The organism is Maribacter orientalis (assembly GCF_900109345.1).
Classification (GTDB): Bacteria; Bacteroidota; Bacteroidia; order Flavobacteriales; family Flavobacteriaceae; genus Maribacter; species Maribacter orientalis.
In genome coordinates, this window is sequence record NZ_FNZN01000002.1 from 64,992 (window position 1) to 79,348 (window position 14,357).

At 36.0% G+C, this 14,357-nt stretch carries 10 protein-coding genes; 7 read left to right on the plus strand and 3 right to left on the minus strand.

The genetic code is table 11. From position 1 onward, the window contains the following. Positions 1-54: 54 nt before the first annotated feature. The 4 genes from BMY56_RS03925 to amrB all read left to right on the plus strand — a co-directional run bounded on the left by BMY56_RS03925 (position 55) and on the right by amrB (position 4,625). On the plus strand, positions 55-723 hold the full coding sequence (locus tag BMY56_RS03925; protein WP_091620231.1) for a bifunctional 4-hydroxy-2-oxoglutarate aldolase/2-dehydro-3-deoxy-phosphogluconate aldolase: 669 nt from the start codon (positions 55-57) through the stop codon (positions 721-723). 200 nt (positions 724-923) lie between these two features. Further along, positions 924-2,588: a tetratricopeptide repeat-containing sensor histidine kinase gene (locus tag BMY56_RS03930; protein WP_091620234.1), complete on the plus strand. Its 1,665-nt coding sequence runs from the start codon at positions 924-926 to the stop codon at positions 2,586-2,588. Positions 2,589-2,591: 3 nt separating this feature from the next. Then, entirely contained in the window at positions 2,592-3,257 is a 666-nt protein-coding gene (locus tag BMY56_RS03935) for a response regulator (RefSeq protein WP_091620237.1), read from the plus strand. A gap of 300 nt (positions 3,258-3,557) precedes the next feature. Further along, a complete protein-coding gene (gene amrB, locus BMY56_RS03940; RefSeq protein ID WP_091620240.1) occupies positions 3,558-4,625 on the plus strand; it encodes an AmmeMemoRadiSam system protein B in 1,068 nt (355 codons plus the stop codon). Positions 4,626-4,688: 63 nt separating this feature from the next. Here amrB and BMY56_RS03945 read toward each other — a convergent pair whose 3' ends face one another. Further along, the gene (locus tag BMY56_RS03945) at positions 4,689-7,958 is read right to left on the minus strand and encodes a WD40/YVTN/BNR-like repeat-containing protein (RefSeq protein WP_091620243.1); all 3,270 of its coding nucleotides are present in this window, start codon (positions 7,956-7,958) and stop codon (positions 4,689-4,691) included. A 289-nt stretch (positions 7,959-8,247) separates the two neighbouring features. Here BMY56_RS03945 and BMY56_RS03950 point away from each other — a divergent pair, with 289 nt between their 5' ends. The 3 genes from BMY56_RS03950 to madM are packed head-to-tail and all read left to right on the plus strand — an operon-like array spanning position 8,248 to position 10,862. Beyond that, positions 8,248-9,726: an acyl-CoA synthetase gene (locus BMY56_RS03950; RefSeq protein WP_091620246.1), complete on the plus strand. Its 1,479-nt coding sequence runs from the start codon at positions 8,248-8,250 to the stop codon at positions 9,724-9,726. Between the two features lie 12 nt (positions 9,727-9,738). After that, the gene (gene madL / locus BMY56_RS03955; protein ID WP_091620248.1) at positions 9,739-10,113 is read left to right on the plus strand and encodes a malonate transporter subunit MadL; all 375 of its coding nucleotides are present in this window, start codon (positions 9,739-9,741) and stop codon (positions 10,111-10,113) included. 2 nt (positions 10,114-10,115) lie between these two features. Beyond that, entirely contained in the window at positions 10,116-10,862 is a 747-nt protein-coding gene (gene madM / locus BMY56_RS03960) for a malonate transporter subunit MadM (RefSeq protein WP_091620251.1), read from the plus strand. A gap of 30 nt (positions 10,863-10,892) precedes the next feature. Here the strand turns inward: madM and BMY56_RS03965 are convergent, their stop codons facing one another. Together BMY56_RS03965 and BMY56_RS03970 are read right to left on the minus strand one after the other, a co-directional pair. After that, positions 10,893-11,783: a transglutaminase family protein gene (locus BMY56_RS03965; RefSeq protein ID WP_091620254.1), complete on the minus strand. Its 891-nt coding sequence runs from the start codon at positions 11,781-11,783 to the stop codon at positions 10,893-10,895. 2 nt (positions 11,784-11,785) lie between these two features. Next, positions 11,786-14,347, minus strand: coding sequence for a circularly permuted type 2 ATP-grasp protein (locus BMY56_RS03970; protein ID WP_091621765.1), 2,562 nt, complete (start codon positions 14,345-14,347; stop codon positions 11,786-11,788). Between the last annotated feature and the right edge of the window lie 10 nt (positions 14,348-14,357).

The following is a 14,357-nucleotide window of genomic DNA, read 5'->3' on the forward strand; positions in this document are numbered from 1 at the left end:
ATCCAGAAAATTCCATTTCAATAAAACTTTATTAGAGAAATAAAAAAACATAAAATGGCACAATATTCAAGAATAGAAGTAGCAAGAGTCATGAAGGAGTCTGGTATGGTTCCTTTATTCTATCACCCAGATATCGAACTAGGCAAAAAGATTTTGCAAGCCTGTTATAATGGTGGTGCACGATTAATGGAATTTACCGCACGTGGCGATTTCGCTTTTGAAGTATTTACCGAATTGAACAAATACGCAATAAAAAACCTACCTGGTATGATTATGGGCGTAGGTTCTATTACCGATGCTGCAGCGGCTTCCTACTATATGCAAATAGGGGCTAACTTTATCGTAACGCCATCATTAAGAGAAGATATTGCAATTGTTTGTAACCGAAGAAAAGTTTTATGGTCACCTGGCTGTGGCTCATTAACCGAAATCAACAAAGCTGAGGAAATGGGCTGCGAAATCGTAAAATTATTCCCTGGTGACCTTTACGGCCCTGGTTTCGTGAAAGCGATTAAAGGCCCGCAACCTTGGACTAGCGTTATGCCTACAGGTGGTGTAAGTACAGACGAAGCCAACCTAAAAGCTTGGTTCGATGCGGGCGTTACATGTGTTGGCATGGGCTCGAAACTTATTAGTAAAGAAATTTTAGCTAATAAAGATTACGCTGGTTTAGAAGCCTTAGTAAAAGAAACCTTGGCTAAAATAAAGGGATTACGAGGTTAATTAAGTTTTTAGGGGCCTAACTATGAAATAGTTCCCTTGCTCCTACAGTTATCTTAAACTTTCATTACATCAATCACCTTATAAAATTATATCATTTATAATTTTATAAGGTGATTTCAGTTTTACCAAAGCCCAAATTTATTTGACTAGACTACCACAAACTAAAAATTTTATAGAAAATTTGTTGTTACTTTAGAGGAATGAAATACACAAAAGTTTCATTACTTTTTCAAACCATATTATTCAGTTTTTTCGCAATTTCATTGCCTTTAGTATCAATAGCACAAACACCTATTGATAGCTCTTATTATTATTATGGAGCAATTAATAATCCGGTACATCCAAACGATTTACCATCTGGAATTAATTTCTATATCCAAAAAAAAATAACTGATTTAAACTCAAAAGATACACTAAGTGCTATCAGTGATTTAAGACTTTTAGCTATAGGAGAATTTAAAATCGGCAATAATTTCAACAGTGAAAACCATATTGTCGAAGCCTTAAATCTTATTCAATCTATGTCTTCAAAAGACACATTGATCGATGCTAAAGTTGGGCTATACAATCAATTAGGCCGAATTTATAGAGCATCGAATAATCCATCTGAAGCTATTAAATCTTACGACAATGCATTACAAATAGCCCGTAAATTTAATGACAGTGTTATTTTACTCAATAACAAAGCGAACATCTATAAAGATCAATTGGATTATGAAAATGCACTTGATATTTATAACTTAATATACCAAAAACAAGTATACTCAAATGATAAATTTCAAATAGCACTGGTTTTAGATAATCTTGGGTTTGTGCAATCAAAACTTAATTTACCCAGTGCACTACAAAACATACTAAAAGCATTAAAATTTAGGGAGGAAACCAATAATTTGGTTGGTCTTTACTCTAGCAATAAGCATTTAGCAGAATATTATCTGGATAGAAAAGACACTGCAAAGGCGCTTATATATGCAGAAAAAGTACTGTCATTGGCAAATAAAATAAATAGCAGCTCTTTAAAACTAGAAGGTATTTCTCTTTTTATGAGCATGAATAAGAACCCTCTAATTCATGAATATAAAAGATTGACAGATAGCATTTCTAACACAAAACAGATTGCTGAAAATAAAAACGCATTTTTAAAATATAATATAGCTGAAGAACAGAAAAAAACCCAAGCCAGTCAATTGCTACAAGAAGTTGAATTCCGAAAACGGCTTGTTTACCAATTTCTAGTATTATTTGTATTAATGATTCTTATTGGTTCCTATTTTATATATAGAAATAAATATCGTAAAGCAAGAATTGAAGAAATCTATAAAACCGAAACTAGAATTTCTAAAAAAGTACATGATGAAGTAGCGAATGATATGTACAAAGTTATGACCTCACTTGAAAATAATGTTGGAATAGACAGCAAGGTTATTGATGAAATGGAAAAAATCTATGCTAAAACCAGAGATATTTCAAGAGAAAATAGTGCTATTGACTTTCATCAAGATTTTGGCATCCAATTAAATGATTTGTTATTTGGTTATAAAAACAATACGGTAACTGTAGTCACTCGTAATCTGTCAAAAATAAATTGGGAGGGTGTACCAGAACTTAACAAAACAGCTATTTATAGGGTCTTACAAGAGCTAATGACCAATATGCGCAAGCATAGCAATGCTACCTCAGCAGCCTTAGTATTCCATAAAAATGGATCAAAAATTCAAATAGATTATCGTGACAATGGAATTGGATGCGACCTTTTCAAAAAAAATGGACTCCAACATACGGAATCCCGTATCACATCTTTAAATGGAACTATTATTTTTGAATCTAAGCTAGGTCATGGCTTTAAAGCATCTATAATTATTTAAGACATGTTCAAAAAAGTTTTAATTGCTGAAGATATGGAAGACATCAATAAAGGTGTTCATACTCTATTGAAAGAATTGGGCATTTTACATATTGAACAAGTGCAATATTGTGACGATGCATATTTAAAAATTAAAAGAGCAGGTTTAGATAATGATCCTTTTGAAATGATCATTACAGACTTATCTTTTAAAGCTGACCATCGCTCACAAACATACCCAACCGGCCAAGCATTAGCAGAAAAACTTAATGCGGAATTTCCTGAATTAAAGGTTATTGTTTATTCCGTTGAGGATAGACTCCAAGCTGTGAGAACTCTTTTCAATCAGCACCATATTGATGCTTATGTTTGTAAGAGTAGGTCTGGCCTTAAGAATTTAACTAAAGCCATAACCGAAGTTGTAAATGGCAATACCTTTTTATCACCAGAAGTTTCAAATGCATTTCACAGTACTAATGAATTAGAGATAGATGATTATGATATTTCGCTCTTAGAAAACTTAAGTAAAGGATTGTCGCAAGAAGAAATTAGTGCGCTTTATAAAAAAGTAAATATTTCGCCTGCCAGTTTAAGCTCTATTGAAAAACGGCTCAATAAATTACGTATTCAATTCAATGCTAATAATGCCATACACCTTGTGGCTATTGTTAAGGATTTAGGCCTTATTTAAAATTAACTTTAAATTTTACAGTGGTTACGGAAATCCGTAATGTCTTTTCACATAATGCCCTTAGGTTTGGATAATGAAAAATATGGGTATAAACACTAACCTCTAAGTACAGCTTATATTTCTTTGGCCAGCCTACTGGAAAGGTATTTCGGGGGAACTACCGATTTGGTAGGTTTGGCCTTTTTACTATAAATCTGCCTAAAGCGAAAGATTCATTTATTCAAATACCTTAAAACAATTCCTAGGATTACTAATTAAGTGACAAACATTACATTTGGAAACTAAATAAATTAAACTGTCATGAAGTATTTTATTATTTTATTATCCATTTCGCTTTTTGCCATAAGCTGTAAACAAAATCTTAAAAATGATATTTTCTTAAAACAAAGCAAGATTCGAGAAGCTAAAAATTATGCCCAGCATGATTGGCAAATGGATTCAATTTACAAAAGGCTAGACATAAATGACACTCCTAATAATTTAAAATGGAAAACCGCTATTACGCCTCATGACAACTATCGATTTACTGACCAACTTTATTATGAATCTTTAAGAGGCATCAATGCTCCAAATATTATACTTATAGGAGTGGCACATAGAGCCCGTAATTACGACCTACAGGATAAGCTCATTTTTGGAACATTCACAGAATGGGAATCACCATATGGCGGCATAAATGTATCTCCTTTAAATAATGAAATTATTTCTCGGTTACCTAAAGATAACTTTATAGTACATGATAGCATGCAAGAAATTGAACACTCACTCGAAGCAATCATACCATGGTTACACAAAAAAAACAGAGAAGCTGAAATTGTTCCAATTCTTGTACCATATATAAATTACACAACCATAGATTCTTTAAGCCATAATCTTGCTAAAGTAGTGCATACTATATGTGCAGAAAAAAACTGGGAATATGGAAAGGATGTGGCTATAGTCATTTCAAATGATGCCGTTCATTATGGGGACCTAGAATGGGGAGATAGCAAGAATATGGCTCCTATGGGCACTGATTCTCTTGGTACTCAAAAGGCAGTTGCTATGGACCTAAAAATTATAAATGACTGTTTATCAGGACCTATAACAAATGAAAAAATTAAAAAATTTACCGAGTATACGGTTCAAAAAGATAACTATAAGGAATATGAATGGGTATGGTGTGGTAGGTATTCTGTTCCTTTTGGTTTATCCTTTGCAAACAATCTGAATATATTAGAAAATCAAGAAAACCTTCAAGGCTCCTTTTTAGGATACCAAACCAGTATTGACCATCCCCTCATCGAAGTTGAAGATTTAGGTATGGAAGTAACCGCACTCTCAACCAATAGGCACTGGGTTGCTTATACAAGTATTATTTACCAATAAAATTTATTGGTAAATAATACTGTTTACTTATAAAGACCCAAATCTTAAAAATAAATTTGAAAATTAAAATTTCCGGTTAGGAGTGTAAGGAGCCCCTATTTCCTCTAAATTTGACTCAAATACTTCAAAATTCATGAGATAATTTCGCATTTCTGATTGAAATTTATCAAAATCATTTGTAGCAATATCAATATTCGTTTTTTGAGTTTCCGTAGGCGATTGGGTGGTCTCCCAATGTGAATAGCTTACTTGACCCACTCTAGACCGAATAGAAGGTATAGTTGCCTCATCTTTTGATTGCTTAACACTATCTCCATTCAATTTTGTCATTAGCTCACTTAATTCTAAACTCAACTTTTCTAATTCTTCAAATAAACTTGCAGTTGCTTTTGGTGTATTTACCAATGCAGCTTTCATGTAGCGAAGACGCTCACTAACCTCACCCAATTTTTGACCTGCATTTGATACTTGCCTAGAAAGTTCGGCAGTCTTTTTTTGGAAGGAAGAAATTGACTTATAATCTGTTTCTGTTTTTTTAACTGGTTTTACAAGGAAGTTTTCTGAAGCTCCTTGCGCTTTTAAATCCCCATTAAATAAAACATATAGTTGCACACTATACCGGCCAGGCATGGCCAATGGACCTTGAGCTTCGCCCGCCCATGGTGGTCTAAAATCTGGCACTGTCAAATCAATAGGATCCGGTGGCGAAAATCGTAGATCCCAATTTACTCTATGGATTCCTTTTTCAGAACTACCTTCAATCCATCTTACTGGTTGGTTATTTTCATCACTAACTAATAGTAATACACGTGGCTCATTCTCTTTGGCCTCCTCTCCGAGTTGTTTCCATCCTGGAAAAGGGATACTTAAATTATTCTTTTTCAAGGAATTTTCATTCTCCTTGCGTGAAACTTTTAAGGTCTTAGGCACATCTGCTAAATAATACGTAAACAATGCTCCAAACGGAGGATTCTCCGTTGCAAAACTCGTACTACCTAATGTAGGCATTCCTTTGGCCTGCATAGGCGTATTAGGAATATACCACCATGCGTCTCTCACAGAAAACAACGTATTCTTCTTTGCATTAAGCGAAGTCGCCATTTCTCTTAAAGGAGAATAATCATCTAAAATATAAAACCCTCTTCCAAATGAGGCAGCTACTAAATCATTATCTCGTGGATGTAGTTCAAGATCACGAAAAGGAATAGTTGGCACTCCTGATTTTAGTTGAATCCAATTATCACCTTTATTGATTGAAAAATAAATCCCAAATTCTGTACCTATAAACAGTAAGTTGGCATTGATAGGGTCTTGTTTGATAACCCAAACAATTGTTTCGTTTGGAAGATCTCCCACTATTGATTTCCATGACCTACCTCTATCTGAACTCATGAAAAGATATGGTTTGAAATCACCAAACTTATGCGCATCTGCACTAATAAAAACAGTGCTCGCTTCATGATTTGACGGTTCTATATCATTTATAAAAGAAAGCGCCGGTACTTTAGGAAGCGCAGCGCTTTTTCTCCAATTATCACCACCATCTTCGCTAATATTCACTAATCCATCATCAGAACCAACATATAATAAGCCCTTAACTATTGGTGACTCAGAAATTGAGGTTAGCGTTGCATATTTTGACATGGCACTATTATCGTACAAAGCATCAACACTCCAAACTTTACCCATCATCTCCAACTCATACCGATTGCGATTCGTAGTTAAGTCAGGGCTTAACGATTTCCAAGAATTACCTTGATCATCACTACGCCAAAGTCTTTGAGAACCATAGTAAAGCCTTTTGTTATTGTGCGGGCTAATTAATAACGGACTGTCCCAATTCCATCTTTCTGCCATTTCGCCTATACCTGGTTGGGGTTGTATATCCATCCCTTCTTCTGTTAAACGATCATAACGAACAAGATTACCCTCTTGAATTTCCATATAAACCGTATTAGGATCTTCAGGGTCAAAGGCATTATCATAACCATCAGCACCCAATGGAACATACCAATCACTATTTCTAACTCCCTCAGTATTCATTGTTCTCGAAGGACCGATTAAGGAACCCAAATCTTGTGCCCCTCCAACAATATTGTAAAATGGCTCAGAATTATCTAAATCAAGTTTATAAAACTGTGCAATAGGTAAATTAGGAAAATGACGCCAAGTACTACCTTCATCGAAAGTTTCGTATAATCCGCCATCCGAACCTGCTAATAAATGTTTGCCATTTTCAGGGTCAATCCATAGTGCATGGTTATCACTATGCTTTTCTCGGCCTGTACCCAATACTTTAAAATTTTCACCTCCGTCCCGTGATACTCGAATAAAAACATCCATTTGATAAATCAAATCTGGATTGGTCGGTGAAACTTCGATCTCTTGATAATAATGAGGGCCTGTTCCACCAGAAATATATTCGTTCTGATGTTCCCAACTTTCTCCCTTATTTATAGATTTATAAAATCCTTTTTCAGAATTCTCGGCTTCAATAGTCGCATAAACAATATCAGAATTAGCAGGAGTAACCGCTAACCCAATCTTACCCATTTCGCCTTTAGGTAAACCTGTACTCTTTTTAGACCATGTTTCACCATTATCTGATGATTTATAAATTCCTGATTTAGGCCCACCAGAAAGTAGTGCCCAAACATGTCTTCTTCTTTGATATGCAGCGGCATAAACTATATCGGGATTAGAAGGATCAAATTCAATATCGGTAACTCCTGTGTTCTCATCAATTTCTAGTACCAGATTCCACGTTTTACCACCATCAATTGTTTTATATAAACCACGATCTCCGCCTGCAGACCATAATGGACCCTCTGCGGCAACAAACACCACATCGCTATTTCTTGGGTCAACTAAAATTTTACCTATATGCTGTGATTTAAAAAGCCCCATACGATTCCAACTTGTACCACCATCGTTACTCTTATACACACCATCTCCCCAACCGACATGCCTTCCACTCACATTTTCACCAGTACCTACCCAAACCACTTGTGAGTTATTAGGGTCAATAGTAACCGATCCAATAGAATATGAGGTCTGGCTATCAAAAACAGGTTTCCAAGATATACCATTATTATTGGTTTTCCACAAACCCCCAGAACCAACTGCTACATACCAATTACTTGGATCCTGTTCGCTTACCGCTATATCGGCAATTCTACCACCCATTACCGCTGGCCCAATTGAGCGTATTTTTAAACCCTTAGCCGCTTCAGTTATAGTAGCAATATCTATTGTTTGAGATTTGACAGATGAGGAAACTGAAATAATAAGAAAAATCAAGAGAAAGCCAAAAGAATGATTATTATCTGACATGAATTTTAATATTTAAATTATTGAAAGTACAAGGTTTGAAATCATTTAGTAAATTTCAACATCTCGAATAGTAAAAATAATTAACTACTCTGAAACAATTAAAAATATAAGCTTTTTTATAAATTTCCATTCCGCAGAAATCTATGATTTGAGCTTAAACCCAACATCTAAATTAAGAAAACGAATATTATTGCAGCTCCATTAATAAGTAACTTACAATCTATTTTGCGTTTTACCGTATTCGTACTTACCTTGTTAGACTGACACATTTATTAAGCACCTATACCAAATGATTACACTAATTGAAAGAGCCTCTTCGTTCAAGGATAGAGTTGCCATCAAAAGCGATGGTAAAAACTACACATACAATCAACTATTAGCGCAGTCAGAACATGTTTCTGCGCATCTATTGCAAGACAAAAAAGATTTAAACCTGGCTAGAATTGCTTTTTTAGTTCCTGCGAGCTTTTCTTACGCCGCAGTTCAATGGGGAATTTGGAGGGCGGGTGGTATTGCCGTTCCTCTTTGTGAAAAACATCCGTTACCCTCCATTCAGTATGTACTGGAAGATACCGAAGCCACAACAGTAATTTATACCGAGGCTTTCGAGCAATTACTTTCGCCTCTATTCAAAAGTACTAACATCCGATTTCTCAAATATGCTACTATTACTCCCAAAATATGCGAATTACCAAAGATTACTATAGACCGTAGCGCGCTTATTCTTTATACAAGTGGTACTACTGGGTTTCCAAAAGGTGTTGTTACTACCCACGCCAATATTGAGGCACAAATTACGGCCTTAACGACTTCTTGGGAATGGAATAAAAATGACCACGTTCTAAATGTTTTACCACTTCACCACGTGCATGGCATAATAAATATGTTAAGCTGCGCCTTATGGAGCGGAGCCTGTTGCGAGTTCTTACCTAAATTTAGCCCGAAAGCCATATTTGATATTTTCCTGAAAGGTGAGGTGAATGTATTTATGGCCGTACCTACGATTTACTTTAAATTAATTACCTATTTCAATGAGCTTCCTCAAGAAGAACAACAGGCTATCTCAAACTATCTTTTAAAATTTCGTCTTATGGTTTCTGGCTCGGCCGCACTGCCTGTCAGTGTTCTGAAGGAATGGAAAGAAATTAGTGGACATACTTTATTGGAACGCTATGGCATGACTGAAATGGGAATGGCCATTAGCAATCCATATAACGAAACACGTAGGCCCGGTCACATTGGTCAACCTCTACACGGTGTCTCTATTAGGCTAGCCGATGAAAAAAATCAAATTGTTACAGCTGGTGAACCTGGAGAAATTCAAATTAAGGGACCTAATGTTTTTAAAGAGTACTGGGGAAAGCCAGAGGCTACTGAAGAAGCTTTTACTGTCGATGGTTGGTTTAAATCTGGTGATATAGCCATATTCGATGTCGATAGTTACCAAATCTTAGGTAGGAATTCAGTAGACATCATTAAATCTGGAGGCTATAAAATATCTGCATTAGAAATTGAAGAGGTACTTCGAACACATCCCCAAATTAAAGATTGTGGTGTAGTTGGCATTCCCGATTTGGAATGGGGAGAAATTATCGGGGCTAGCATCGTTATAAAGTCTGGTAAATTATTTGCTGAAGATTTAACATCGTGGATTCAGGAAAAATTACCTGCATATAAAACACCTAAAAAGTATCTTTTCCAAGAAGATTTACCCAGAAACGTTATGGGAAAAGTAACTAAGAATGATATTAAAAAACTATTCATATAAATAAACCAACCTATGAAAATATACGGGGTAGCATTACTAGCCGCTTGTTTCTTACTAGGGAAATTTCTGGGAAATTTGCTAGGTAAACTCATCAACATCAATAACGATATTGGAGGCGTTGGCTTTGCAATGATCTTGTTAATGGCATCGAGTATTTATCTTAGAAAAAAAGGCTGGTTAATTCCTGAAACTGAAAAAGGTGTTTGGTTTTGGAGCGCCATGTACATACCCATAATTGTTGCTATGGCTGCGACACTTAACGTTAAAGCCGCAGTTTCAGGAGGTTTTGTTGCAGTTGTTGCCGGAATCGTCACCACCGTAATCTGTATGCTATTGGTTCCTTTTTTATCTAAAATAGGCCGAAACAATGAAATTCCAAAAACATAGGTATGGATATCATTGAAAAGATTATTTCTAAGAACGGACTCGTATTCGCTTTTCTATTTGTAGGCATCGTGATGCTTATTTCTTTTTGGATTTCCAAAAAAATATTGAAAAATAAAATACCTGGGGTTGCCATTGCAATTCTAATAGGATTATCATTAGCATTTTTTGGCGATAAGAAGGGTATCGCAGATATCACCATTTTTGCAGGTATGGCGATATTGGGTGGGTCTATGTTTAGAGATTTCGCCGTTGTTGCGACAGCAATGAGTGCCGATATTTCTAAAATAAAACAAGCCGGACTTGCAGGAATAATCTCGCTATTTATTGGAGTCACTGTAACCTTTTTTATTGGGGCTATAATTGCTTACTCTATGGGTTACACAGATGCGGTTAGTATGGCAACAATTGCAGCAGGTGCTGGTACATATATTATAGGCCCTGTAACTGGTACTGCACTGGGTGCTAGTTCAGATGTCATTGCCATAAGTGTAGCTACTGGAGTCGTAAAAACAATTTTTACCACAATAGCAACCCCATTGATCGCCAAACGAATTAAGCTAGACAATCCACATGCTGCCGTTGTGTTTGGTGGATTAATAGGTACTACCAGTGGTGTAGTTGCAGGCTTGGCTGCTACAGATGAAAAGCTTGTTCCTTATGGAGCATTAACCGCAACATTCTATACAGGAATTGGTTGTTTATTATGTCCTTCCGTTTTTTATTTGATATTGAAATTTTTCGGTTTTTAATTTTTCTATACATCAATAATCGAAAATATTTTACTCGACCGCAGCAATATCTACCGATACTTTCAACTTACTTTGGCCGCTTCCATACACCACACCTTTTAAGGGAGGCACATCATAATAATCCCTACCCCAACCAACCACAATGTGCTGATCTTTGGGTATCATGTTATTAGTGGGGTCAAAATCTACCCAGCCAAAACCTGGTATAAATATAGCAAACCATGCATGCGATGCATCTGCACCTACCAATTTTACCTTACCAGGAGGTGGCAGGGTTTCAATATAACCACTAATATATCGTGCAGGCAATCCAACAGAACGAATACAAGCAATGGCAATTTGCGCGAAATCTTGACAAACTCCCTTTTTTTCTTTCATAACTTCTTCTATGGGAGTCGAAATAGTAGAAAACTCCGAATCGAAATCGAAATCGGTATAAATTCGTTGCATTAATTCGTAAGCTGCATCAAAAATGGAACGGTTTCCTTTAAAAGACAATTCGGCATACTCACGTATATCCTTATCTGTGCGTCGTATGAATATTGATTCAAGTATATACTGCTTTGCCTCAAGTACCTCTGGATCCATTCCCTGTAAAGCCAACAAAGCATTGTTCATCGTGATGTTTTTACATGTTGGACTTTTGAAAGATTCCTGGAATTTCGCATAGTCCCTTTTGATTTTACTTCTGGTAGTTACCTTCAGTATTTTATGTTCCGTTTGTATGGAAAAACGGGTGATGTAATTACCAAAAAAGTCGATACGCTCAGATATTTCAGTGGGTTCTGGAGTAATCTGTATCGTATAATCTAAAAGCTCTTGTCCCTTCGATTCTCTTGGCCTAAGCGTAGCAATATTATGACAATAACTTACCGGGGCATTATATTCGTATTTGGTAATATGTGTTACATTAAATATCATGCTTAAATAGGGAAAGACTGTGTAAACAATTGGTTTTGCTTGTCTGTATGATTGAAATAGGTGTTTGATATAGATTGCGAAGTCTGATATAAAAGCTTAGAAAGAGCTTTCATTAAATTATCAAGTTCTTCTCTAGAAAAATCAGTTTCAGATTTTGTTTTGGCTAATTTTGATGATTCTGCTAACCTCAACTTTGAAAAGGCCTCGAATACAAATTTCTGATAATTACTTAATTGATGGTCTTGTTTCGAATGTGGTAAACGAGATATATCTTTCTGCAATCGATTTATCATAAAAGTTAAAGAACGCGCATAGTCTAAATCTAACACTACTAAATCAAGTACATGCTCCAACTCAATATGCGAACGATAACTATATCGATAAATATTTAAACTTTCGTGGCTTGTCAATAGATACTCTAACAATTCATATTCTACCTGATCGTCGTATTTAATCGTTAGTAAGGCACGACATTTAGTAATGGTCAACGAACTTTGTTCTAATTGCAATCCTATAAAATAAAGCAACAAACCTTGTTGCACCATAATACTCTCCTCAATCAGCCCCATAAAAGCAATTAAGCGGGTAATTAATTGATTCAAAACTTTTAAGATTCGATTAATAGAATGATCCTCACTATCTACCAAAGAATTCCAAAGTTTCTGAATATTTTCAAAAACACGCCACATATCCGAAGACCAAAGATTACGAATAGAATAGTATGAATTGCTGAACATACTTATGGTATGGGCTAAACTGCCCACTCTTTTTTTATCTAAGATAACCGATAACATTTCTTCATAAGGGTTATCCATCGCCAGTTTGCCATCCTTATCCTTCTCTATAAAACCTGGGTAGGTACCCGTCAATTGGGTAACAGCTTTGAAGAGTACTTTTAGCTTTTCAGAATCGGGTTTTTCATCCCTATTCTGTACTATGGCCATTTGGCGCATAACCGTACGTAAAAAACGAGCGTTAACTAAAGTACGCCCAACATAACGCCCTGCCCAATACAAATTTTCTGCCGTGAGACTTGGCAAATCATTTAATCCTGATATTGCAACCGATGATTTCTGTTGCCATTGTCTAGTCTTGTCTTCTTTTGTGAAGGTCTCATCTAATATCCATAAATCTTTACTTGTACCACCTCGCTGATTCGAAACCCTAACGGTTTCACTATCTGACGCTACCCTAACCAAACCACCGGGCATTACCGAATACTGGTCTTTTGAAGCAATACAAAATGCGCGGGCGACTACATTTCTAGGCTCTACGTTCCCATTGGTAAGATTCGGAGCGGTAGAAAAATTAATGTGCTCTTGAGCAACAAAACGATACGGTCGTTCTAAAATTACTTTTTTAAGGGCTTCTATTTCTTTGAGAGTCATTAACTCTCCGAAATAGATACTTTCCCTATTTGTGCGATCTATTCTTTTTACAACTAATTTCGATAAATTTTCTAATACGTAATTTTTCTCTTTTTCTTGTCCGCACCACCAAGAGGCTATTTGCGGTAATAACAACTCTTCTTTCAAGAAATATTTTGCAATCGTTGGCATAAAAGGAATTAACCCAGGATTTTCAATAACCCCACTTCCTACTGGATTGATGACCGTTACATTTTTTCTTCGCACCACATCTAATAATCCTGCGACTCCTAAATGTGAATCTTCACGTAATTCTAATGGATCTGTAAATGCATCATCGACCCTTCGTAATACTACATCTATCTGTTTTAACCCTTGTAATGATTTCATCCAAAGAAAACCATCACGCACTACTAAATCATTGCCTTGTACTAATGGATATCCTAGAAATGAGGCCATATAGGCATGTTCAAAATACGTTTCATTATGTGATCCCGGAGTTAGAATTACGATATTCGGATTCTCTTTTTTACCTGGGGCCGCGCCAACAAGCATCTGATTGAATTCTTGAAAAAAACCAGACAACCGTTTAACATGCATTTTCGCGAACATCTCAGGAAGAATTCTACTGCTTGTAGATCTATTCTCTAATGCATAACCCATTCCTGATGGTGCTTCTGTACGATCATTAACTACCCACAAACGACCGTCGGTACCGCGACACAAATCTGCTGCATATATGGATAAAAACTTTTCTAGATTAAGCTCCATTCCTGAGCATTGTCTTAAAAAACCACGATGCCCATAAATAACTTCATAGGGTACAATACCATCTTTAATCAGCTTTCGTTCGCCGTAAACATCTTTTAAAACCAAATTAAGCAATTCGGCCCGTTGTTTTAAACCTGCCTCTACCCTATTCCACTCTTCTTGATGCAGAACAAAAGGAACCACATTCAAGCTCCAAGGCCTGTGCATTCCTTTTGGGTCATTGTATACGTTATAGGTAACGCCGTTCTCAGACAATAACCAATCAATATCTTTCTGGCGTGCCGTTAATCCGTTCACCCCAAGTTTATCAAACCCCTTAAATAATTTGTCCCAATAAGGTTTTAACTCATCGTTCAATGAATACATTTCATCATTGCCCTGATGGGTTTTATAGCTATTTAACCAGCTAGTCTTCGTTGTTGGCATTGCCTTTTTC